Origin of the sequence: Bacillus sp. RAR_M1_44 (assembly GCF_020165935.1) — a bacterium.
In the GTDB taxonomy this organism is placed as follows: Bacteria; Bacillota; Bacilli; order Bacillales; family Bacillaceae; genus Bacillus; species Bacillus altitudinis.
Window position 1 is genome coordinate 1,715,966 of record NZ_JAIUKX010000001.1, and the last position, 23,554, is coordinate 1,739,519.

General features: G+C 43.9%; 21 protein-coding genes. 1 reads left to right on the forward strand and 20 read right to left on the reverse strand.

The genetic code is table 11. The annotated features are described in order from the left end of the window. Window positions 1-103 precede the first annotated feature (103 nt). The 8 genes from LCD34_RS09180 to sigY all read right to left on the reverse strand — a co-directional run bounded on the left by LCD34_RS09180 (window position 104) and on the right by sigY (window position 7,392). The gene (locus LCD34_RS09180; RefSeq protein ID WP_224558826.1) at window positions 104-2,047 is read right to left on the reverse strand and encodes a BglG family transcription antiterminator; all 1,944 of its coding nucleotides are present in this window, start codon (window positions 2,045-2,047) and stop codon (window positions 104-106) included. A 242-nt stretch (window positions 2,048-2,289) separates the two neighbouring features. Then, entirely contained in the window at window positions 2,290-2,904 is a 615-nt protein-coding gene (locus tag LCD34_RS09185; RefSeq protein WP_210552261.1) for a class F sortase, read from the reverse strand. A 68-nt stretch (window positions 2,905-2,972) separates the two neighbouring features. Next, window positions 2,973-4,355 carry a hypothetical protein gene (locus tag LCD34_RS09190; RefSeq protein ID WP_035702513.1) on the reverse strand — a complete coding sequence of 461 codons (1,383 nt, stop codon included), beginning with the start codon at window positions 4,353-4,355 and terminating at the stop codon, window positions 2,973-2,975. 111 nt (window positions 4,356-4,466) lie between these two features. After that, window positions 4,467-4,580, reverse strand: coding sequence for a hypothetical protein (locus tag LCD34_RS09195; protein ID WP_008345567.1), 114 nt, complete (start codon window positions 4,578-4,580; stop codon window positions 4,467-4,469). 83 nt (window positions 4,581-4,663) lie between these two features. Further along, window positions 4,664-6,034: an NADP-specific glutamate dehydrogenase gene (gene gdhA, locus LCD34_RS09200; protein WP_008345568.1), complete on the reverse strand. Its 1,371-nt coding sequence runs from the start codon at window positions 6,032-6,034 to the stop codon at window positions 4,664-4,666. A 307-nt stretch (window positions 6,035-6,341) separates the two neighbouring features. Further along, window positions 6,342-6,554, reverse strand: coding sequence for a hypothetical protein (locus LCD34_RS09205; protein ID WP_035389911.1), 213 nt, complete (start codon window positions 6,552-6,554; stop codon window positions 6,342-6,344). Then, on the reverse strand, window positions 6,551-6,862 hold the full coding sequence (locus LCD34_RS09210) for a YxlC family protein (protein ID WP_035389913.1): 312 nt from the start codon (window positions 6,860-6,862) through the stop codon (window positions 6,551-6,553). Before LCD34_RS09210 ends, LCD34_RS09205 begins: the two co-directional genes overlap by 4 nt. Beyond that, window positions 6,862-7,392 (reverse strand): RNA polymerase sigma factor SigY, encoded by a 531-nt coding sequence (gene sigY / locus LCD34_RS09215; RefSeq protein ID WP_007497895.1) that lies wholly within the window; start codon window positions 7,390-7,392, stop codon window positions 6,862-6,864. The genes LCD34_RS09210 and sigY overlap by 1 nt, the downstream gene beginning before the upstream one ends. 488 nt (window positions 7,393-7,880) lie before the next feature. Between sigY and LCD34_RS09220 the strand changes: the two genes are divergently transcribed. Beyond that, entirely contained in the window at window positions 7,881-8,912 is a 1,032-nt protein-coding gene (locus LCD34_RS09220; RefSeq protein WP_017368316.1) for a polysaccharide lyase family 1 protein, read from the forward strand. A 57-nt stretch (window positions 8,913-8,969) separates the two neighbouring features. On the opposite strand, the gene cydC is transcribed toward LCD34_RS09220, so the two are convergent. The 12 genes from cydC to LCD34_RS09285 all read right to left on the reverse strand — a co-directional run bounded on the left by cydC (window position 8,970) and on the right by LCD34_RS09285 (window position 23,549). Beyond that, on the reverse strand, window positions 8,970-10,706 hold the full coding sequence (gene cydC, locus LCD34_RS09225) for a thiol reductant ABC exporter subunit CydC (RefSeq protein ID WP_224558827.1): 1,737 nt from the start codon (window positions 10,704-10,706) through the stop codon (window positions 8,970-8,972). Next, complete coding sequence (cydD, locus tag LCD34_RS09230) at window positions 10,696-12,432, reverse strand: thiol reductant ABC exporter subunit CydD (protein ID WP_224558828.1); 1,737 nt, start codon at window positions 12,430-12,432, stop codon at window positions 10,696-10,698. Before cydD ends, cydC begins: the two co-directional genes overlap by 11 nt. Then, window positions 12,432-13,448 (reverse strand): cytochrome d ubiquinol oxidase subunit II, encoded by a 1,017-nt coding sequence (gene cydB, locus LCD34_RS09235; RefSeq protein WP_017368319.1) that lies wholly within the window; start codon window positions 13,446-13,448, stop codon window positions 12,432-12,434. The genes cydD and cydB overlap by 1 nt, the downstream gene beginning before the upstream one ends. Beyond that, window positions 13,435-14,850 carry a cytochrome ubiquinol oxidase subunit I gene (locus LCD34_RS09240; protein WP_224558829.1) on the reverse strand — a complete coding sequence of 472 codons (1,416 nt, stop codon included), beginning with the start codon at window positions 14,848-14,850 and terminating at the stop codon, window positions 13,435-13,437. Before LCD34_RS09240 ends, cydB begins: the two co-directional genes overlap by 14 nt. 328 nt (window positions 14,851-15,178) lie before the next feature. Further along, window positions 15,179-16,300: a heme oxygenase gene (gene isdG / locus LCD34_RS19635; RefSeq protein ID WP_318010720.1), complete on the reverse strand. Its 1,122-nt coding sequence runs from the start codon at window positions 16,298-16,300 to the stop codon at window positions 15,179-15,181. A 1-nt stretch (window position 16,301) separates the two neighbouring features. Further along, window positions 16,302-17,315 (reverse strand): FecCD family ABC transporter permease, encoded by a 1,014-nt coding sequence (locus LCD34_RS09255; RefSeq protein ID WP_008345586.1) that lies wholly within the window; start codon window positions 17,313-17,315, stop codon window positions 16,302-16,304. Next, window positions 17,312-18,250 (reverse strand): ABC transporter substrate-binding protein, encoded by a 939-nt coding sequence (locus LCD34_RS09260; RefSeq protein ID WP_008345587.1) that lies wholly within the window; start codon window positions 18,248-18,250, stop codon window positions 17,312-17,314. The genes LCD34_RS09255 and LCD34_RS09260 overlap by 4 nt, the downstream gene beginning before the upstream one ends. Window positions 18,251-18,268: 18 nt before the next feature. Then, entirely contained in the window at window positions 18,269-19,018 is a 750-nt protein-coding gene (gene srtB, locus LCD34_RS09265) for a class B sortase (protein ID WP_024719522.1), read from the reverse strand. Window positions 19,019-19,044: 26 nt separating this feature from the next. Next, window positions 19,045-19,815: an ABC transporter ATP-binding protein gene (locus tag LCD34_RS09270; protein WP_224558830.1), complete on the reverse strand. Its 771-nt coding sequence runs from the start codon at window positions 19,813-19,815 to the stop codon at window positions 19,045-19,047. Further along, entirely contained in the window at window positions 19,802-20,788 is a 987-nt protein-coding gene (locus tag LCD34_RS09275) for a FecCD family ABC transporter permease (protein ID WP_007497915.1), read from the reverse strand. Before LCD34_RS09275 ends, LCD34_RS09270 begins: the two co-directional genes overlap by 14 nt. 33 nt (window positions 20,789-20,821) lie before the next feature. Continuing rightward, entirely contained in the window at window positions 20,822-21,709 is an 888-nt protein-coding gene (gene isdE, locus LCD34_RS09280) for a heme ABC transporter substrate-binding protein IsdE (protein WP_144739676.1), read from the reverse strand. 76 nt (window positions 21,710-21,785) lie between these two features. Next, entirely contained in the window at window positions 21,786-23,549 is a 1,764-nt protein-coding gene (locus tag LCD34_RS09285; RefSeq protein ID WP_213407084.1) for an NEAT domain-containing protein, read from the reverse strand. Window positions 23,550-23,554 lie beyond the last annotated feature (5 nt).

Here is a 23,554-nt window from a genome sequence, read left to right on the forward strand (position 1 = left end):
GAAGTATGAAGCTTTTCTTTACACATTCATCATATTATGAAACCGCTTTCATAAACACCCATACTTTTTCCTTTAGGAAGCGGAAAAAGTTAATATCACACCATTAGTTCTTGTACGAAGGCGCTTTTTTATCCATGATATCCAGCATGTCTTCAAAGGTGTCACAGGTGATGAGGTGCTGAATAAATTTCACATGATGGACAAGCTCTCCAAGCAGACGGTACATGCCTTTTAAGTCTTTGGCGTTCTCCTTTTCGACACAAAGCAAGCACACAAATTGAACTTTTTTCTCTCCCCAAATGATCGGTTTTTCTAATGTACAGATCGCCCAAAACGTCTCTTCTGTCAGCGGGGTCATCGGATGCGGAATCGCTGTATAATGCCCAAATGAAGTCGGTGCAGACTCTTCTCTTTCCATCACAGATTGTGTAAGTTCTGCTGGCGCTAAGCCCATGTCAATGACCTTTTGCGTGAGAAAGTGTATGACCTCTTCCTTTGTTTGAAAGGCGCGTTTTGTAAAGACCAATTCCTTTTTCATATATTGCGTGGCTAATGTCACTCTTGTTTCACTTGTCAAAGCTTCTTCTATTTTTAAAAAATCACTGCCTCCTAAAATCGTGTTCACTTGAATGACCGGAATCGGTAAATCCATATGAATGGGAATGGTTGTAATAATTAAATCCAATGCATGTAAAGAGACATGCGGAAGCGAATAAAGCTCTGCTGTGCCTAAAATGGTCAGCTTTGACCCAAATTGTGACCGCAAACGATCTTGAAGTAGCCTTGCACTCCCTGCACCAGACGCACAGACAATCAGGCATCGCTTCGGTGGTATCTCCATTTTCCTGCGCTCTAAGGCCGCACCAAAATGAAGTGCCATATAGCCGATCTCATTTTCATGAATGGACAAACCTGTCTCTTCTTCAATGACCCTGCTCGCCACAATCCCTGCTTCAAAGGCAATTGGATAGCCCGCTTTGATCTCATCAAGCATTGGATTTCTTAAATTCATTCCATACTTACACCGATTGATCGCTGGCTTTAAGTGCAAACTGAGGCCAATCAGCAATTCCGCATCTCCCGCTAAATCCAGCTGCAATTTTTGATCAATGGCTTTCAGCATCAGCTGAACAAGACGGCTCGTGTCATCATCCACAATTTGTTTTTGACCGCCCGTTGAAAAAGACTGTACCATTTTGGCTGTTCCTAGCAAATGAATGGTGATATAAACGATTTCCTCTTGTGGGAATGAGACATCCAGCAACCCTTCAAGACGCTCAACCATTTTTTTGGCTACCTTGTATTCTTTTGCCCTTGGGATTTCGTTGATTTCTTCAGGCAGCACAGATACATAGTTTCCGTGTCTAATCCGTTTACAGGCAATAGCAATATGAACAATTAAATTATTCATGCAAATGTCTGATAGATTCATTTTTTCCTCGTTGATATAATCAATCATGGTTCTCTGAATCAATTCCAGCTCATGTTTCGGCAAAATCGTAACCGCCGTGTTCAGCATGGTTTGATAGGAACGCCGTTCATTGAATAAATATTCTGACATGCAATAACGGATTTTCATCTCAGATCCTTTAATCCGGCAGCCTTTATTCGGCTTTGCTTCCAGCTTCAGATCAAAGGGTTCGAGCTTACGTTTGACCCATTTCATGTCATTACTCATCGTCGATTTACTAATAAACAGCTGCTCCTGTAAGTCTTCCAGCTTCACATATGATTCCGCTAGAAGCAGCTTTTTCAAAATAAATCGAACTCGCTCTTCTGGAAGAACAGCAAGCGGTTCTTCCTGTTCGACTTCTTCCTTCATAAAACGGCGAAAGGCATTCTCATCGTTGATCAACAGCTCATAGCCAGCGCCCCTAACAGCTGATACAGCTGCTTGATAAGGGGCTAGACGCTCATTCAGTTCCTTGATGTCTGTTCGGATGGTGCGGCTTGTCACTTGTAAACTGACAGAAAGCGCAGCGCTCGTGAGAGGAGTCTCAGCTGCCATCAGCTGACTCAAAATGTGCGCCAGTCTTTTACTCAGCATTAGGTCGGCCTCCTTCATTTAGGGTGGAAAATCTGCCTTGTTTGGACAGGTTGTATACGCTTACATTTCTCTTCATTACTCATATTCTACTGAAAAGAAATAAAAATTGCCAACTCATTTATATGACAAACGCCCCTATTTATACATCCAACCATATCTAATGACCTATGAATCTTCTTCTAAGATGCTGTTGTGGAAATCATGAAAAAAAGGCGTTACACCTCCGTGTATCCGCCTTTTTCTTATGAGGAAATCAGTTGTGTAAAGACAACCAATCTTTTTTCATGTGTACCGGCTGCATGATCAAAAGTTCCCGTACATGTGATGAAATTGAGATTCCGTGTAAAGGCGTACCCGAAAAAAGCATTTGGTTTCTCTTCGCGCGGATAGCTTTTCACCTTGAGAACCTCAAAGGTTCGCTTTTCCCCTGACGAGGATGTCACAATGACTTTGTCTCCCTTTTTTAGCTCCTTTAGTCGATAAAAAACAGCTGGACCCCATTTATTATCAACATGACCATTTATGACAGCATTCCCTTTATCACCAGGCTTCGGACCATCTTCAAACCAAGCTGTGTGATCTGTATTTTGCGGAACACCCATACTGCCATCCTTTGATAAAGTCGTTTTCTCCACTTTTGCTTGGACATCAATCGCTGGAATGGAGATGTCAGCGGGAACAATACCCGATGGCTCATCTTTTAACATGTCGTGTGAATGAGATTGATTTTTGGCTTGTTTTGCTGTCATTGGCTCAGGAGATGATGCAGTTTCAGAGGATGACTTTTCATCTATTGATTGGGATGCGCAGCCCGTGATGATGAGAAGCGTAAGAATACTAAACAGCCATCTTTTCACGCAAGTCGACCTCCTTTTGAAGAAAGGAACGGCACGATTGTGCACGTTCCCTCTTGTCTTGATATTGTTTAATTTGATGGTTTACGGCGAATGAGGAAGAACGCCCCCACTGCACCTCCGGCTAAGATGAGACTTGCCATCATCCCAGCAAATGCTTCATATGACATACCTAATGGACCGGCTGTGCCTCCCATACCTGTTTTCGGCATCTCATTTGGCATGTTGGATTTGAATAATTCAGGATGCTGATCGACAATAGCTGATGCGACATCTTGACCAACCATGAACATATGGCCGTATGCTTCTCTGACAGTCGGGTACAGCTGATCATATTCGCCATTGTGATAAGACGTGTACGTTTTGATGAGCTCATCAATATGGGTTTTCAACCCGGCTTCTAAGTCAGCCGCCTTCAAGCGGCCATCTGTCGCTTGATCTAAAAATTTTGCTTGTTTCATACGGTAAGCATCTAAATCTTTAACAGCCTTCTCTTTTGCTTGCTCGTCTCCTGATGCATCCGCTTTAACATAATCAACTAAATATCCGATATGACTTGACCAGATCGTTTTAAATTGTTTTCCTGCATCTTTTCCATAAACAGAAGCGATCGCATCTGATAGATCATTCGTGTTTTCATTTAACGCTGCTGCCGCTTGGTCAAAGTCCTTGCTGCCATCATTCCCTTTTTGCATAGCCACTACCGCGAGTGCCAAATGCTCTGAGAACAAGTAGTTTAAATCCTCACGAAGATCTGCGGCTGGAGTATCGACTGATTTTTGATCAAATTTCCCAGGAAATTGATCTGTAATCGCCCATGATACACCTTTACCTACTTCAAACATATGATGAATGGATTTTCTGACCGTTTCATAGGTTGTATCAAAATCCTTTTCTGTGTAACTATCAAAAGCTTTTAGCAGTTCATTGACGTGCATTTTTAAACCTTCTTCAAGTTCACTTGCTTTCAATCTTCCACCTGTTGCTTTATCAAGCATATCAGCTTGTTTCATGCGGTATTGATCAAGCTCTTTGACCGCTTTCTTTTTACCTGCTTCATCTTTTTTCGCTGTTGCTTGTACATAATCAACGAAGTAGCCGATATGGCTTGACCAAATCTCTTTAAATTGTTTCCCTGCTTTTTTTCCATACACAGAGGCGATCGCATCTGATAGATCATTCGTGTTTTCATTTAACGCTGCTGCTGCTTGATCAAAATCTTTACTGCCGTCAATTCCCTTTTGCATAGTGATCACTGCTAAATAAGCATGTTCTGAGAAGAGCTGATCAAGCGCTGCGCGAAGATCCGTTGCTTTATTTGACACCTCTTGTGATGATGACGACTTTTTTGCATCCCCATGCATATGTCCTTCGTGTGCACTTGCCATTTGAGCAGTTGGTAATAATAATGCTGCACTAAGCGGGATCGTTAAAAATGCTTTTTTCATTTTCATCTGTTTTGCCTCCTCTTTCCGTTTGTTATGTACTTAACGGAGAGAGAAGTGAAATGGATCATTCACACAGCATATTTTTTTGTTTCATTCATTTCATAAAAAAAAGCCGGATTACCCGGCTGATACGTTACGACTTTTGGATGCTTTTCGTTCTTTGTATATTTTCCTCACCACTGGATAAATCACTGGTGCCCATTTGACAATTTGTTTCAGCCACTTTTTCATTTTCTCCCGCGCCTCCTTATTGTCATTCTTACAAGACGATTCCCGATCTTGTCATGAAATAAACAGGTGCGGGAGAGCAGGAGTTAAATGACGCCTTGTGCGATCATGGCATCTGCCACTTTGCGAAATCCTGCAATATTTGCGCCTACCATTAAGTTTCCAGCGTATCCGTATTCTTCAGCTGTCTCAGTACACTGACGATAAATCGACTGCATCATTTGTTTCAACTGACCATCTACTTCTTCAAAAGTCCAAGACATTCTCGCACTGTTTTGCGCCATTTCTAACGCCGAAACACCCACTCCCCCAGCATTTGCTGCTTTTGCTGGTGCAAACAAAATATCATGTTGTTCAAATACTTTGACGGCCTCAAGTGTGGACGGCATATTGGCCCCTTCTCCTACAGCGATGACACCGTTTGCCACTAGCTGCTGTGCTTGCGACTCTGAAATTTCATTTTGGGTCGCACATGGCAGCGCAATGTCACAAGGGAGAGACCAAATTTGTTCGCAATCTTCAATCAATTCAGCATGCGGGTGAATGTCTATGTAGGCACTAATTCTCTGGTTATCGACTTCCTTCAGCTGCTTCACTGTCTCAAGTGAAATGCCTTGAGGGTCGTAAATGGCTCCGCTTGAATCACTACAAGCCACAACCTTTCCGCCTAATTCCAATACTTTTTCCATCGCATAAATCGATACATTTCCTGACCCAGACACAACAACAGATCGTCCTTCAAATTGCATTCCGTGGGCTTTTAACATTTCTTCCATAAAGTACACCAGTCCATAGCCGGTCGCTTCTTTTCTCGCTAAGCTGCCTCCAAAACCAGGGCTCTTTCCTGTCAGGACACCTGCTTCATACGCACCACGCATTTTTTTGTACTGGCCGAACATATAGCCGATTTCGCGTGCGCCTACCCCAATATCTCCTGCCGGTACATCTTGATCAGGTCCAATATAACGACTGAGTTCACTCATAAAGCTTTGAACAAAACGCATGATTTCTCCATCAGATTTCCCTTTAGGGTCAAAATCTGATCCACCTTTTCCTCCGCCGATCGGCAAACCTGTCAGTGCGTTTTTAAAGATTTGTTCAAACCCTAAAAACTTGATGATGCTTGCATTGACCGATGGGTGGAAACGAATGCCCCCCTTATAAGGACCGATGGCACTATTAAATTGAACCCTGAATCCTCTGTTCACCTGTACTTTGCCTTCATCGTCTACCCACGGTACACGAAACATCACAAGCCGCTCAGGCTCAATTAAGCGTTCTAAGATCCCCTGTTTTTCATACTCTGGGTGTTTTGCAAAAACCGGGACGAGGGATTCCAGAATTTCTTTCACGGCTTGCTGGAATTCCGCCTCGCCTGGATTCCGTTTTTCTACATCCTCTAGCACACGGTGGATGTAGCTTTGTGCTGTTTGTGCTGCTCGATCTAAGGTCAACATGTCTCATCTGCCTCCTTGTCAATATCTCACTCTTTGGTTGTTAGATTTTCTAACGCATATTGAGATTAATTTAACACCATTTGTAAAAACTGATCAATATTGATAACAGATGAAAACGATGCCGAAATGAGATAGATTAAGCAGAATCACCTTCCGTCATGAAAATGACGCGCTCAAAGAATGACTATCGTGCTAGAAATGACGAACTGGACGTTCAACATCCCGCTTTCTTTGACACATTCATGAAACTTTCATTGTTTCTAGATGATGATCATTCAAAAAAAAGGTCAAAAGTTTTACAACGTCTTCAATTTTTTCTGAGCTTTTCTCCTCTTTTACGATCAGGTAAGACAACACACAGCCAATATAAAATAGAAGAAGATGGGAAGTTGATTAATCCAATGATGCCCCAGAACCATTTATAACGCCCTCTTTTCTTAGCATCCATAAATAAGAGAAATCCTTGTGCAAACAGTAACGGTAATGCGCACAATAAGATGATCATTTCCGTATGACTCATAAGGAGGACCCTCCTTTAATATGTTGATATTCCTTGATGCCGACAACCACACAGAGCGGCACACTCACCACTTGGAGAAGAATGAAGATGATGGGCAAATGAGTAATGGCAGCTGCAAAAAGTGTCATGATGGTCAGACTGACGATGATGTACGCCAGCACTTCTTGTTTAAAACGTTTTTTCTCTTTTTCCTTTGCCTGCTTTAGCATCAACATCAAAGCTTGTTCACTCGGCTTTTCTACTTCGATTTGTTCATCGAGCTCCTGCAGCTCCTCTTTTAAACGATCGGCGAAACGATCTTCTTTCATCAGTCCCACTCCTTTCGAATTTTCTTGATCCCATGATGAACCCTCGATTTCACCGTACCTTCTCTCACCCCGAGCATCGAAGCGATTTCAGGGTAAGTAAAGCCATAATAATAATGGAGAAGGATCGGTGCTCTCTCCTGAGCCTTTAACTCATTTAAAGCATCCCACATGTCATGCCAAGTATGGCCTTTTTGCTGAACATCCCATTTGAACCGGCGGATGGCTTCTTGATTCGCCTTCCCTTCTCTCGTTTGTTCACGTTTTCTTTTCTTTTGATGATCTAAAAATTGTCTAGATGCAATGGACATGAGCCATGTTGAAAATAATGAATCTCCTCTAAAAGAAGAAAGTTTCATGTACGCTTTGAGCATCGTTTCTTGCATGATCTCCTCTGTCAGCTCTTGTTGAAGGGTCAATTTCATCAAATAACGGTAAAGAAACGAATAATGATGCCGATAAAGGGCGGTAAATGCGGCATCATCCCCCTGTTTTGCCCGCTTGATCCATAAAGTCTCCTCGGTCTGCTCCAAACACGTCCCTCCTTCCTTTCTATCTCTTATTGATTAGACGACACCGGTGATCGCATCGTTTAAAATAGACCTTCTTTTTTTAATTGGAGCCTTTTCTACCTGCTGTTTAGCGCATGGATCTATTTGATATCCAATTTTTTCTTATGTAATGATTATGACATGTCTTTGTCTCTAACAAAATGACGCTTTCGTAATCATCTTGATTTTCCTTGAAAAGAAGAACGTCCTTTTCATAATCACTAGGTTACCCCAATACCTATCGTCAATGATCCTTGTCTCATGTAGATAAATTGAAATAATCATTGCCTTAGTTTCCTTGAAAATCGTGGAATACTTCGTTCCAATTCTTAGCCGATGATACCTTTTTGCGTGCTATGCTCTTCCTACATTCCGAAAGAGGCGATGCTGGCGAAGGAAGGGGGAGCGGTTGAATCGCAGCTTATTTTGGAAACGTTTACATTAAAACAAAATAGAGAATGGAGATGTTCATGTTGAAGAAAAAAGTTCCAATGTTAGCTGGTGTGTTAGCGGTTGGTCTCGTGACTTCATTATTTGCGCCAAATGGGGAGGCAAAAGCAGCAACGAAATATCCAGAAAGCCCTTCGATTATGGCCAATTTTAATCAGCAAGGATTCTCCACATTAAATGGCGGTACAACAGGCGGTGAAGGCGGTAAAACGGTGACGGTGAAAACCGGAAATGAACTATTAGCTGCCCTCAAAAGCAAAGGAACAAATGAAAAATTGAAAATCGTGGTAGACGGAACGATTACTCCTTCTAATACTTCAGCCAATAAAATTGATGTGAAAGATACAAACAATGTCTCCATCGTCGGTAAAGGGACAAACGGCGAATTTAATGGGATTGGTATTAAAGTATGGCGCGCCAATAACGTCATCATCCGCAACCTCAAAATCCATCACAGCAAAATCGGTGATAAAGATGCCATCGGAATCGAAGGTGCCTCTAAAAACGTATGGGTCGACCATAATGAACTCTACAACACTTTAAACTCTGATAAAGATGACTATGATGGGTTATTCGATGTGAAAAATGACTCTGATTACATTACGTTCTCATGGAACTATGTCCATGACAGCTGGAAAACGATGCTGATGGGCAGCTCCGATAACGATAACTACAACAGAAAAATCACGTTCCACAACAACCGTTTTGAAAACTTGAACTCTCGTGTACCGTCTATGCGCTTCGGGGAAGGCCATGTGTATAACAACTATTACAAAAACATCCTAACAACAGCGATTAATTCACGTATGGGCGCGAAAATGAGAATTGAACACAACGTATTTGAAAACACGAAAAATGCCATCGGCAGCTGGGACAGCAGTAAAGTTGGTACTTGGCATGTCATCAACAACTCTTATATTAACAGCACAGGTAGCCTGCCAACGTCTTCAACAGGTACGTACAACCCTCCTTATAACTACTCTTTGCTTAACGTGAACAATGTGAAATCAGAAGTTGTATCAAATGCGGGTGTAGGAAAAGTAAATCCTTAATCTCAAAAAAACGTTCGGGCAGAAATCTTCTGTCCGAACGTTCTTGTCATCCATTTTTTACACGACCGAAAATGGACGGTCCATTTCATACAGCTTTTGATAACGCAGGTTTTCTTTCAGCAAATCATGATGCTGCCCCTGCATCTCAATGCGTCCACCTTCAATAAACATCATACGATCGCATGCCTCACAGCCAGTGAGATGATGGGTGATCCAAATGACTGTTTTTCCTTTTAACACACGGAAGATTGTTTCAAGCAATTCACGCTCTGTGCGTGGATCAAGCCCAACGGTTGGTTCATCTAATACAACAATCGGTGTGTTTTGCAGCAAAATCCGAGCTAGAGCCATACGCTGCCTTTCTCCACCAGAGAAACGAACCCCTGTCTCTTGTACACCTGTGTGATAACCTTCTGGCAAAGACTCAATGTAATCGTGCAGCTGCACTTGCCGCGCGGCTTCTTTTACTTGCTCTTCTGTCGCTTCTGGAGAGCCTAAGCGAATGTTGTTTAAAACAGACGTATCGAATAAATAGGGCTGTTGATTGAGTACAGACACATAAGAGGATATCCCCTCTTGAATGCTTTGTACCGGTTTCCCCTGAATGCTGACAACCCCTTGATTTGGCACGACTGCCCCTTCTAACAATTTTAAAATGGTCGATTTGCCTGCACCGCTTTTTCCTAAGAGAGCGAGCGATTCACCTTGCTTCAGGGAAAACGAAAAATGCTTTAGTACATGTTGATTGACTTCATATCCGAAGGTGACTTGATCAAAACAGACCGCTTCAACGCCATCAGAGACAGGTGTCTCGTCTGCTGCCTCCCTCTCCACTAATCCTTCATACGACTGCTCTTCATAATGATTTAATCTGCTGACGGCATGCTGATATACAGGAATATCGCCTGCTGCATCTGACAGCGGAAGAAAGGCTTCTGTTAATGGAAACAGCACAAGCACAAAGGCTGCGATGAGCGTGTGTGGCATAGAACCAGCCTGAACGACTGAGCCGCTCCAATACACAACAAGGACGACTGCTCCTCCAATCACTAGCTGTGCTAAAAATTGGCGCAGACGGATAAACCGATGCTTTGCCGCTTCGAGCGCTAATAGCTTTGCTTCTTTTCGTTCATAGCCTTCAACGAAATCGTTCTGTCTACCACTAAACAACCAGTCACTCACGCCCATGACGGCATCTGTTAAATGGCTGTACAGTTCATTTCTGCCTTTCTTCATTTGAATTTGTCGTGCCCGGTTCACAAGTACTGTGATGTATGGGAATACAAATACGAGCAGCGCCATATAAAGCAGCATCAATCCGGCAAAAGGCCATGAAAAAAGCCCAAGTGCTCCAATCGAAGCGGCATATAAAAGCAGCGCACCGATGGATGGAAAAATTGTTTTTAAATACGCATCCTGTAATCTCTCCACATCTTCTGATAACAGCCCAAGCATTTCACCTGTTCCAAGCTTAGTCTGTTTGGCACTTCGTTCAGCCATGTCATAAAGACGTACCCGCATTTTTTCAATCATCGTCAAAATGAGCTGATGGCTCGCCAGTCTCTCTGCATAACGAGCAGCTGAGCGTGAAATACCAAAGGTACGTACTGCGACGATGGGGACATAGACCATCAAGATATTCTCAGGTCTTGTGGCAGCTTTTGAAATGAGGAACCCTGACGTATACATGAGCATAGAAGCAGAAAACACCGCAATCGCCCCTAAAAAAAGCACCAAGGCAAACAGCTTTTGATTCTCCTTGATATAAGGTATAAACCAGCCTTTACTGACCATGTGTGACCGCCCCCATTTGTTCCTGTACCAATTGATAGTACACACCTTTTCTTTCCATTAATGATTCATGAGTCCCCATCTCTGCAATCGTCCCTTGATCCATCACAATGATCTCATCCATATCCGTCATCCAATGAAGTCTGTGTGTGGCTAAAAACACAAGTTTATTTTCAAACAATGGAAGCATTGTTTTCTTCAATTCATACTCTGTCTCAATATCCAGATGAGCCGTTGGTTCATCTAACAGCATAATGGATCGCTGGCCGAGCACTGTGCGAGCGAGGGCAATCCGCTGCGCTTGTCCACCGCTCAGTCCTCTGCCCTGTTCGCCAATGACCTCATCCAGTCCATTGGGGAGATCAGCTACGAGCTGAGACAAACCTGCCTCTTGCACCGCTCTTTCGACGTCTTCATCTGTTGCATTCGGTTCATAAAAACGAATGTTTTCTCTCAGTGACATGTAAAATAAATAAGGATGCTGCGGCATATAAACGACTTCTTTTTGCCATGCCGCCAGCTGTAAATGAGCAAGCGGCTTTCCGTTTAGGATGATTTCACCTGCAGACGGTTCAACAAAACCACCGAGAACATCCGTTAACGTCGATTTCCCTGAACCACTGGCACCGATGATCCCAATTTTTTTCTTTCCTTTCACAGTGAGGTCCACATCCTGAATCGAATATGGTGCATGCTCATCATGTAAGACACTGACATCTTGCAGTGTGAGCTCAGATTGCTCATTCCACTCGTTCAGCTGCACGGATTGTGTCTCCTGCTCTCGGAAGCCCTTTTCCTCTAAAATCACTTGAATCGCCTCATTCGCTTCTTTACCGTTTAACGTCGCATGATAATCATTTCCCACTTCACGGACTGGCAAGAAATATTCTGGCGCAAGCATCAGTGCGGTCAAAGCGGGCAATAACAAAAGATCTCCTTCAATTAAGCGCAAGCCGAGAAATACAGCGACAGTCGCAATGGACAGCATAGAAAAGAAATCGAGAGCAAAAGATGAAAGAAAGGCGACTTTCAGTGTGCTCATCGTCGCCTTTCGATAACGCTTTGAGACCTCTCCAATATTACGAGAATGCTTTTTGCTAATCCCTAAGTAGCGAAGCGTTTCAAGGCCACGGAGAGAATCAGTAAAATGATTGGATAATTTCTCATACGATCTCCATTGTTTGGCCGCTTTACGCTGAGCGACAAGTCCTAGCAAAATCATAAAAACAATTAAAATCGGCAGCGTGACAATGAGAATGACAGCAGATGTTTCATCTAATGTCCAAACATAGACAAGCACCATCACCGGAATAACTGCCATGTTCACCATTTTCGGCAAAAACAGCTGTAAATACTGACGATATTGGGCAATGCCCTCCATCGCCAATGTCACAAGCTTTCCTGTTCCTTTTTTCTTCGTGAAAGCTGGCCCTAAACGGAACAGCTGGTCCAACAGCTGCTTTCTGACGTCTGCTCCAATTCGGGAAGAATAGGTGAACATGACCTTCTCCCGCATCAAGGTGAGACCGTGCCGCACCAGAAAGGCAGCAAGAAACAGCAAGACATAAGGCGTTGCCTGCATGAGGCTCTTCCCGTCAAACAGCGTTGTTATGGCATGTGCCAGCCACTGTGCTTGAAAAATAATACTTGCTCCTTGGATGATTGACACAATACCTAAGAGGGCAAGAAGCCCCCTCATTCCTTTTAGTTGAAGCAAACGTTTATCCATTAGTAGGTCATTGGCTCCTTACCGCTTACACGTTTACGGAAGACATAGTAGCTCCAGATTTGATACCCAAGCACAAAAGGCAGCAAAGAAATGGCAACAATCGTCATGACCGTCAGTGAATAAGATCCTGATGCAGCGTTTTGAATGGTGAGGTCGAATGCATGGTTGATCGAACTAATCATGACACGCGGGAATAATGCTGTGAAAAGCATGGTCACCGTCACCATAATACCTGCACCTGTGAATAAAAATGTCCATCCATCACGCTCTTTTCTCATAAAGAATAGAGCCGCTACATAACAAACCACAATGAGTACAGTTAAAGGGATCGTAATGATCGGACGCACGGTATAAATGTCTGTTTCAAGAATAGACACACCAACAAATACAACAAGAACCGGCAGTGCAATCAATAAAACACGCTGACCGAGCTTTCTTGCACGATTTCTTAAATCACCCTCAGTGCGGAGTGTGACGAAAATCAATCCATGCAGAAGGCAAAGAACCGTCACAGCTACCCCGCCGATCACTGAATAAAGATTCACAAAGTCTGTAAATCCAGCGTACATATTCATGCTTTGATCAATGGGCATTCCTCGTAAAATACTTGTGAATAGCACGCCGAGTAAAAATGGCGGAAGCAGGCTGCCAAAGAAGATCACCCAGTCCCACGTTTTGATCCATGAAGCCTTCTCGACCTTCCCTCTAAATTCAAAGGCGACCCCCCGCCCAATGAGCGCTAGTAGGAGAACCGTAAACGGAATATAGTATCCGCTGAACATCGTAGCGTACCAGTGAGGAAAAGCGGCGAAAATAGCCCCACCAGCTGTAATCAGCCAGACCTCATTCGCATCCCAGAAAGGGCCAATCGTATTGATTAAAATGCGGCGCTCGTGTGCATCTTTTCCAAGCAGCTGCATGGACATCCCAACACCAAAATCAAATCCTTCTAAGAAGAAAAATCCAACAAACAGTACTGCGACAAGAATAAACCAAATCTCGTTAAGATATGCCATGATATGCGCCTCCATCAAATGGATCTGTAGACAGGTCCGTTTCATCCTTTTGATCTGTATTCTCTTCAGAATGTGCACCTTTTTTAATTTCTCGAATGAATAAGTAGGCAAGCACGATGGCAAGAATCAGATAAATGGTCGTAAAGCTAATGACTGAGAATAGCAACATGCCGTACGATACGTTTGGTGAAATGGATTGTGCGGTTGTCATCATACCAAAGACTGTCCACGGCTGACGCCCAATTTCCGTCATGATCCAACCCGCTGAGTTTGCAATAAACGGGAACGCAATCATCCATACCATGAAGCGTAAATACCATTTGTTTGATTCTAGTTTTTTTCTAAAGCTCAAATACAAACCAATCATACTAGCAAAAATCATCAACATGCCGGCACCTACCATGATTCTAAAGCTCCAGAAGGTTGTTTTGACTGGAGGAATGTAATCTCCAGGACCAAACTCGGCTTCATATTCTTTTTGAAGGGTCAGCATGCCTGGCACATCTCCACTAAACTTAGAATAGGCCAAGTAACTTAAAGCAAACGGGATATTGATCTCCGCAGAGTTTTCTTTTTTATCTGTGTCAATGTTGGCAAATAGTGTCCAAGCCGCTGGATCTCCACTATCCTTCCAAAGGGCTTCACTTGCTGCCATCTTCATCGGCTGTGATTCCATTAAGTGCTTCGCTTGATCATGTCCAGAGAACGCCACACCTAAGCCAGAAATGAAAGCAAGCACCATGGCAATCTGGAAAGATTTTTTGAAAAAGGCGACTTCTTGTTTTTTGATCATTTTATAGGCACTGACACCCGCGATAAAGAAAGCACCGGTTGCCAATGCACCAAACAGAACGTGCGGGAACTCTACCCAAAGTTGCGGGTTCGTTACAAGAGCGCCAAAGTCATTCATTTCCGCACGGCCATTTTTAATCACAAATCCAACTGGCTCCTGCATAAATGAGTTGGCGAGTAAAATCCAAAACGCCGAAAAGATCGTACCAAGAGAAACGAGCCAAATACATAACAAATGGATTTTTTTCGGTAGACGGTCCCAGCCGAATATCCAAAGACCAATAAAGGTCGATTCAAGGAAAAAGGCCAATAGCGCTTCAATGGCAAGCGGTGCACCAAAGACATCACCGACAAACCTTGAATAATCAGACCAGTTCATCCCAAACTGGAATTCTTGCAGAATCCCTGTCACCACACCTACTGCAAAGTTAATTAAGAAAAGGTGACCCCAAAATTTCGCCATCTTTTTATAAATCTCTTTTTTCTTGACGACATAAAGGGTTTGCATCAATGCAACGATAAATACCAAACCTATAGACATAGGAACAAAAATAAAATGAAATAATGTCGTTGAGGCAAATTGAAATCTTGCTAAAAACAGCTCACTCACAGCCTTACATCCTCCCTTACTTTCGCATGCCGAATGATTCGAGATATTTATGCTCACCATTTCACAAAAAGTTCACTATTTGTTCAATGATTCACAAGTGGAAGTCCATTTGATATAGTTCACTCGGTGAAATTTTACTCTTGATTTTCATTCGGTTAGTTATTTATACCTGTACTTTACACCCATGCGCTTCAAAAATAAAGTAAATTTTACCTAAAATTTGGATAGGATTGTGTCAGTTGTTTGAATACTTTGTCAAAAATATGTGACGGAAAGAGACAATCACAAAAAAATAGCGCTGCTTCTTCGCTGCAGCGCTTTTGAATATTTAGGCTTTTTTCTGTAAAGCAGGTCTTGTGACTTGCACTTCATAGTACGTAATTTTGTTTTTTAACAGGCCTTCAGGTTTCGCCTTTCCATGAGCGTGCGCATCACCAAATGCCTGGGATTTTGTCCAATTCACAAAGTCTTCTTTTCGATTCCAGCGGGTGTGAATGGTCACTTCATCGTAATCAGTTGTCTGTTGAGTGACCCATACTTCCATTCCTAAAAAGCCTTCCATAAATTCTACTTGTCCCTGCTTGTTAAACCGTTTAACAAGGTGGTCTGCACTGCCTTTTTCTACTCTTACTTGGTTGTTTACAATAATCATGTTTGGTTCATCTCCCTTTTGTTGTTGAATGGAGGCGATTGGGATAATGAGCGGATGCTCACCGTCTAAGTGAACCTCTGCCTGAATCCCAAAAACCTCCTTGAAAAAGTCTTCTGTTAACACTTCTTTTGGTGAGCCAATTTGATGCACCTGACCTCGCTTCATAGCAATGAGACGGTCACAATATTTTGCGGCCTGCTGCAAGTCATGGAGAACCATTAAAATGGTGATGCCATGTGTTTGATTCAGCTGTTTGAGCAGCTCCAGTAATTCAAGCTGATGCGCAATGTCTAAATAAGTGGTTGGCTCATCGAGAATGATGGTCTCTGTCTTCTGAGCCAGTGCCATTGCAATATATGCCTTTTGTCTTTCTCCGCCTGACAATGTATGAAGCATTCTGTTTTCATTGGTGCGGCTATTCGTCACCTCAAGCGCCCACTCAATCGCTTCATGATCTGACGTGCCGCTTTTTTTCCAGATGGAACGGTGCGGACTGCGTCCAAGTGCGACCAGCTCACGTACTGTCATCGATGGAATGGCGGTTCTTGTTTGCATGAGAACTGCCACCTCCTTGGCGATCTCCTGTGCCGTCATCTCTTTTTGCGGGATGTCGTGAATGTAAATCATGCCGCTTTCGATTGAGGTCAGTCGTGCGGCCGCTTTGATAAAAGTCGACTTACCTGACCCATTTGGGCCAATGATTCCGGTCACACTCCCTTTAGGAACAGCTGCTGAAATGGAAGACAGCCGAAAGCCGCCTTGACTGAGACTCACGTCATCCATTGCAATGACATCCAACTTAACCCCTCCCTTTCTTTTTTAATAAATAGAGGAAGAAAGGTGCACCGATGCAGGCAAGCAAGATCCCTACAGGCAATTCAACCGGTGTAAACCAGACCCGTGCCGCTGTATCAGCAAAGACCACAAGCACGCCCCCTCCAAGCATTGAAATCGGTAGCAAATACCGGTAGTCATCTCCGATTAAAAGACGGATAAAATGAGGCACAACAAGCCCGACAAATCCGATTAAACCACTGACACTGACAGCTGCTCCAGCTAAAAGAGCGGCCAGCGCAATGAGAAAAAATCGAGTCCTCTCTACTCGAAGGCCCAATAGCTGAGCCGATTCATCGCCAAGCAAAAGGAGATTGGACGGCTTGATGGCGAAAAAGCAAAGACATAATCCAGCCAGCGCATATGGCGACACGAAGCTAAGATGATGCCAGCTCCGTCCGTTTAATCCGCCTGATAGAAAAGGCAAAACAGCCTGCACACGCTCACTATAAAGCACCATAAACCCATTCATCACCGCACCGAGCAACGCATTGACAGCAACACCTGCCAAGATCAATTTAAGCGGTGAAACCCCTTGATCAAATGACAGCATATACACGACAAGAGCTGCTAATAAGGCGCCCAGAAAAGCGGCTGCCGGAAGCAAATACGTGAATTGCGGAAGAACAATCATGCTGAGTACAGCAGCTAACCCGCCGCCCGCAGTCACACCAATGATTCCAGGGTCAGCCAGTGGATTTCGGACAACTCCTTGTAAAATCGCTCCTGATGCTGCGAGACAGGCCCCAACGAGAAAACCAATGAGCACACGCGGCAACCGTAAATCCATGACAATTTTTTCATGAACAGGCAGACCTGATCCCGTGAACACAGCCATTAAATCCGTCAGCGACAATTGGACAGAACCTACCGCAAGTCCTAGACAGACGCCCACACATAAAGAGAGAAACAATCCTGGTAACAGCCATTTTCGTCTTGACTGCCTTTTTTGAAAATCTAGTTCTGCATTCATCTTCATGATGACAATCGCTTCAATTTCTTCTCTAATTCATCGATCGCTCTGATGACTTCTGCGCCTGGATTTGTCCCAAATAGGTCACTTGGTAGAATCTCAACGTGTCCATTTTTGACAGCTGATACATCGTGCCACGCCGCATTTTGCTTCATTTCACTCATAAAGCCTGCTTTGACATCTTCAGGATTGCTGTGTGTCATCAGCAAAATGAGATCTGGATCGGCCTCGATTACCTTTTCTGCATTGATTTGTGCATATTGCGGAAACTTTTCGAGTGCTGGTTCATTTTCAGCAATATTCGCACCACCAGCGATCCGCAGCAGATCACCACTTAAAGATTGTGGAAGTGCCGCCATATATGTGCCGGGCGCACCATATACAACGAGTGTCTTTACTTTTTTCTCAGGCTGCTTCACTTGCTTAATCCGCTGATCGATTTGAGCATTGAGCGCTTTGGCCTTTTGCTGCTTTCCAAGTAAATCACCAAATAAAGTAACTTGACGCTGGATGTCCTTCACTGAGTTGGCACTTGTCAAAAGAAGCTGTGAACCAATCCCTTCTATAGTAGAGATATCCTTGCTGTTTAATGATTCATTCCCAAGCACCACATCGGGCTTTAAGCTCGTGATCAACTCGACATCAAATTGATGGGTTGTGCCAATTGATTGTACGGACTTTGCCTTTTGTAGATTGTCTGGCAATTCGGCAGTTGGCCGGCCGACAACCTGGCCACCTAAGGCATAAATGATGCTCATGTCGCCAGTTGACAACGAGACGATCCGTTCAGGTGATTCATGAAACGATAATGTTCTGCCGGCAAAATCCTGAATGTTGAGCGCACCTTGCCCGCTCCCATTCTCGACAGGCGCCGCCTGGCTGCATCCGCCGAGGAGAAGCACGACGACGAGTCCTGCCCAAATCACATGTAAACATTTCAACCGTCTGTCTCTCCTTTTCTAGTAAACTTTCTTTAGCTTCGCCTGTACCACGAGACGCTTGTTTTTAGGTGCCAGCACGTGATCACAGGTCGATAATGTGAGAATCAAGTCATCTGTGGATACGTCTGTTTTCGTTTGATAGATGGACTTCTTACGCACAGCTTGCAAGTAGTGCGCATATTCACCAAGATCCTGAAAATCAGTCTGAATATAATCGAAATCGACTGTCGTCTCATACACAGCAAAAATCTCTGCTTCATAGCTTTGGTACAGCGTATCGTACTGAAATGTGCGATGATCTTGGAAGAAATCTTTTTTCAAATAGTTTGTGAGACCAGCAAACATAGACCCATCCCTCATCCGATGACCGTACACCACTGTATTGGGACTTTCATGCAAGACGTCATTACGATAATCCATAAAGATACTGCCTGCCCGTGTGTCATCCTTTACATAATTACGAGTTAAATAGAATGCATTATCGTTTGACTGAACAATTGGATACTGAATCATCGTGTCCTTCATATCAATCCAACCGACAATGTCTTCATTCACCTTTCGCAAATCATCAAATGACTGACGGATTTCTCCAGGTTTTCGCTGTTTCATTCCATCCTCGTGTGTGTAAAGTGTCTGAGCCTTTGCAAGCACCTGACGATTTTGATAATTGCCAAAGAGCTCCAAGCCAATGGCCGTACCGCTATATAGAAAAACACCTAAACAGACGATCGTCAGCATTCGCTGCCCGATCCTTTTCCCTCGTTTCACACTGTCTCACCTGCTTTTTGCACAACTTATATGCCTACAGGCACGATATACATCCCTGTTTCTGCATCCTGCTTAATCGTGACGGACACATGATAAATGTGCCGCACCATCTCTTCTGTTAACACATCATTTGGCCGTCCTTCGCGAATAATTTGCCCATCTTTCATGGCGATGATAACATCACTATAGCGAATCGCCTGATTCATATCGTGCAGGACCATCACGATGGTTAATCCATGCTCGACATTGAGCTCTCGAATGAGCTCAAGAATGTCAAATTGATAATACATATCCAAATAAGTCGTCGGTTCATCTAAGAAAAGGATCGGTGTTTTTTGCGCTAAAGCCATCGCAATCCATACACGCTGCCGTTCTCCGCCTGACAATGAGGCGAGAGGCACCTTTCGCTTATCCGTCAGCTTGGTACAGGACAGTGCCCACTCAATTGCTTTCTCATCCTCTTCCTTGTCACTGCCGCGCATCGTCTGGTAGGGCGTTCTCCCAAATGCCACCACTCGTTCGATCGTTAAATCGAGCGGCGCTTCATTTTGCTGATGTACGACTGCCAGCTTTCTCGCCAGTTCCCTTGGCTTGAACGCATTCAGCTCTTGCCCATCTAAATGTATCTGTCCTTTGTTTGGACAATGGTTATGTGCCATCAAAGAAAGCAGCGTGGATTTGCCCGAGCCATTTGGACCGATAATGGTCGTAATTTTCCCCTTTTCAACCTTTGTAGTGACCGATTGAACAATGTCCCTCTGTCGATCATAGGAAAACGACACCTCACGAATGTCCATGCAGACGATCCCCCCTTCTTAATAAAAAGATCAGAAACGGTCCGCCAATGACAGCCATGATTGTAGAAGCAGGGATTTCATTTGGTGCCACAAGCGTTCTGCCGAGCGTATCAGCCGTCAAAATGAGCAAGGCCCCGCTTAACGCAGAAAATGGAATCAGTACCCGGTGGTCAGAGCCGACGAGCCTTCTAGAGATATGGGGAATGAGCAAACCGACAAAGGCAATCACGCCCGCTACCGCAGCAGTCACCGCTGCTAATAACACCGCCGTGATTGAAATCAAAAGGCGCATTCTGGTCACACGCAATCCTAAGTTTTTCGCCGTCTTATCTTGAAGGGCAAGCAAGTTACACCATCTGCTAAAGAAAAGCGCAACCACAAGCCCAATGACGCCATAGACACCGATTAAACGGACATCTCCCCACGTTTTCATCGTCAGATTCGACTGTCCCGACTGATTAATGGTGATATTGAAATAGCTGCAAATGGTCACAAACGCTTCTGCCATCCCTGTAAACATGGCATTGATGGCGATCCCCACCAAAATCATTCGAATCGGGCTTAAGCCGCCTTTCCAAGACAACACGTATACGAGGAAGCAGGCAATTGCCCCGCCTAAAACTGAAAATAAAGGAGAGTAGAAATAAAATTGAGGAAGCGCTGTAATTGCCATTAAAGAAAAGAAGCTAGCTCCCGATGAAATACCAATAACACCGGCATCTGCTAATGGATTCCTCATCACAGACTGCAAGAGGACACCGGAGACAGATAAAGCCGCCCCTGTAAACATCGCAATGAGCATGCGGGGGATTCTTAAATCTTTAATGATTTCTACCTGTGCATGTTGACCGGTCATAAGCCCTTCCAATAATTCAATCGGTGTAACATGAATGCTCCCCGTAATGGCGGAATAAATAAATACGCCGGCTAGTAAGAGACTGACTATCAGAAATAAAATCCCTGTTTTTTTCATCTTGAACGTCCTTTTATCATTAAGATTCGCCGCTTATGACGGGTACAACATACGAGTTAATTCATCTAATGCCTCTGCTGCCTTTAAGTTGCCTGTTGTCCCGAATAAGCTTTCTTCGAGGTCGTACACCCGGTCTTGTTTGACCGCATTAAAATGTTTCCAAATATCATTTGTTTTAAATTCTTGATCAAACATTTTGACGACTTCATCCGGCATCCCATGTGCGGCTCGGAGAATGATATCTGGATTGGCTTTTTGTAAATACTCCGTATTGGATGCCAAATACTCCATTTTCTCACCTTTTACGATGTTCTTTCCTCCTGCAATACGCACAAGATCACCGATATACGAATTCTCTGTTGCCACTAAATAACTGCCTGGTACACCAAGCAAAATGAGAACGGATGGCTTCGTCTTTCCCTTCGTTCTCTCTTGTATGTCTTTCTTTTTTTGTTCAAAATCATCCACAATGCGTTTCGCTTGTGTCTTTCTATCATATTTTTCTCCAAGCTTTGTGATGGCGTTCTCCATCTTGTCCAGGCTCTCAAGGTTGAGGTATGTCGCCGGGACAGAAGCTTGTTGAAAAGGCGTTTCTAAATCATATTGAAGGGTCGTGACAGACAGGACATCTGTCGGTTGAAGTGATTGGATGATTTCCATGTCCGGGCTCATTGGGTTACCGACTGCTGGGAGTCCTTTGTATCGAGCCGCCAAGGATTTTTGACTTGTTGGCACCCCGACAAGATCTACCTCTAGCGCATCCATGATCTCAGCAGCAGCTACAGTCGTTGCCACAATGCGGGCACTTGATGCTGCATTTTTTTTGCCTTTCGCTGAGCTTTCAGCTGATTGTGAGCAGCCTGCTAAGAAGACGCACACACATAGAGCCGTGATCAGGGTACATAACATTCGATGCTTCAAAAAACGGAAGCCTCCTTTCGAAAAAAGGAAGTGGATGCGCCGAGATGAATGGCGCACCTCACTTAAAATAGATTCTTTATCTTGTACGAGTTTGATACTTTCTGACGAGCACGAATAGTGACCCGCCGAATAAAAGAATGTACACCCAAAGAAGTGAAGTATCTCCTGTTTTCGGGTTCAGCTGACCTGTCTCAGACTTGGTTTGGTCATCTGATGGCGTAAAGGTCATCTGCTCTGCGCCCGTTTCCTCTGGTGCGAGATTCGCAAGCTGGTTTGGTTGAGAATCGTGATCATTCGGATTTTTCACAAAGCCGATGCTCTCATCGTCTCCGATCACCGTCGCAATTCCGCTTCCTTCACCACTTGCGATACCTTTCGTATCATAGACAAGTTTGACATCGTACTGCTCATGATAATTTGCAGCTGGAATGTCAATTTTCACGCGTGCTGCCTGAGCACTACTCAAACTTTTTGCTTCATATTGAATCACTCGTGTATCTGCTTTTTGATCAGCCTTTGCAACTAGCGTCTCTTCAAATTTACCGCCGGTTCCTACTTGGAACGACGTGATGGCTGAGCTGTTCTTGACAGTGTATGAAACGAAATGGCGGCCATTTTTCACCACCAATGTCGCAGGGCTCACGACGTAATCGTTCATGCGAGAAAGCTCATCTTTGTCTGCTTTCTTCATTGAAAAAGGAAGCTTGTACACCCCGTCTTTTAGCTGAACTGTCTCTTGATTCGTTCCGCCGTTCGTTGTGTCTGGTGCTGGTTTATTTGGTTTTGGTGTTTCTGGTGTAGCCGGTGTTTCTTCCTCTATTTGACCGTCCTTCAGTGGAACGATACTTTTTGAATCAAATTGAAAACGAATATCGTACGTTTGATCATAGTGAGCGGCTGCTACTACAATGTGTACTTTTCCGTTAACTGCTTTTTTCAGATCAGACACTTCAAATGAAACCACTCTTGTGTTCTTTGCTTGATCTGTGCTCACGTTTTTCACTTCTTGATAAGAACCGTTTTTCTCTATTTTCAAAGAATCAACTGACGTATGATCCTTCACCGTAAAGGAAACGGTTTGCGTTCCATTTTTAACGGTTAACGATGCTGGATGTGAGAAGTATTGGCTCATCCGAGATGCCTCATCCTCATCGCCCTTCAGCACACTGTAGTTGATACGATACACACCATCTTTTAATTGGTTCTGTGTCGAATCAACTGGTGTTGTGCCGTTTTGATCATCTGGCTTTGTTTCGCTGTCGCCTGGCGTCGTGCCGCTTTGATCATCCGGCTTTGTTTCGCTGTCGCCTGGCGTCGTACCGTTTTGATCATCTGGCTTTGTTTCGCTGTCGTCTGGCTTCGCAGGCGTGACAAGTGTGAGACTGCTCTCGTCGAAAGCGATCTGTACGTCATACGCCTCATCATAAATAAAGCCGCCTAAGTCCCAGTAAATTTTGACCCAGCCATTTAATTTGGCTGATACATCGGCTACATCAAATTTGATCACACGCGTATTCGCTGTCTCATCTTCACTGACCGTTTCAGTGGTGACGAGAGAGCCATTTTGTTCGACCTTGAAATCTGTGATTTCTTTGCTTTGCTTCAGCGTAAGATAGGCAGTCGTCTTGCCATTTTCGATGATGAGCTTAGCTGGCTTTTCTGTATACGTATCCATCATGGATGCTTCAGTGCTGCCATTTTTTAAAATGGTGAATCCGGCCGTATATTCACCATCAACCAATGATGCCGCCTGAGCCGTTCCTTGAGGCAGCTGAAACGCAGTCAACAAACTGAATAAAACGAGCAGAATAGCTGTCTGTAGATGAAAAAGACGTTTCAAAAGAT

Bases quoted from the DNA above. Each gene is read 5' to 3' on its own strand.
- LCD34_RS09180 (WP_224558826.1), bottom strand. From the start codon at position 2,047: ATGCTGAGTAAAAGACTGGCGCACATTTTGAGTCAGCTGATGGCAGCT.
- LCD34_RS09190 (WP_035702513.1), bottom strand. From the start codon at position 4,355: ATGAAAATGAAAAAAGCATTTTTAACGATCCCGCTTAGTGCAGCATTA.
- LCD34_RS09195 (WP_008345567.1), bottom strand. From the start codon at position 4,580: ATGAAAAAGTGGCTGAAACAAATTGTCAAATGGGCACCAGTGATTTAT.
- gdhA (WP_008345568.1), bottom strand. From the start codon at position 6,034: ATGTTGACCTTAGATCGAGCAGCACAAACAGCACAAAGCTACATCCAC.
- LCD34_RS09205 (WP_035389911.1), bottom strand. From the start codon at position 6,554: ATGAGTCATACGGAAATGATCATCTTATTGTGCGCATTACCGTTACTG.
- LCD34_RS09210 (WP_035389913.1), bottom strand. From the start codon at position 6,862: ATGAAAGAAGATCGTTTCGCCGATCGTTTAAAAGAGGAGCTGCAGGAG.
- LCD34_RS09220 (WP_017368316.1), top strand. From the start codon at position 7,881: ATGTTGAAGAAAAAAGTTCCAATGTTAGCTGGTGTGTTAGCGGTTGGT.
- cydC (WP_224558827.1), bottom strand. From the start codon at position 10,706: ATGGTCAGTAAAGGCTGGTTTATACCTTATATCAAGGAGAATCAAAAG.
- cydD (WP_224558828.1), bottom strand. From the start codon at position 12,432: ATGGATAAACGTTTGCTTCAACTAAAAGGAATGAGGGGGCTTCTTGCC.
- cydB (WP_017368319.1), bottom strand. From the start codon at position 13,448: ATGGCATATCTTAACGAGATTTGGTTTATTCTTGTCGCAGTACTGTTT.
- LCD34_RS09255 (WP_008345586.1), bottom strand. From the start codon at position 17,315: ATGAAGATGAATGCAGAACTAGATTTTCAAAAAAGGCAGTCAAGACGA.
- LCD34_RS09270 (WP_224558830.1), bottom strand. From the start codon at position 19,815: ATGGACATTCGTGAGGTGTCGTTTTCCTATGATCGACAGAGGGACATT.
- LCD34_RS09275 (WP_007497915.1), bottom strand. From the start codon at position 20,788: ATGAAAAAAACAGGGATTTTATTTCTGATAGTCAGTCTCTTACTAGCC.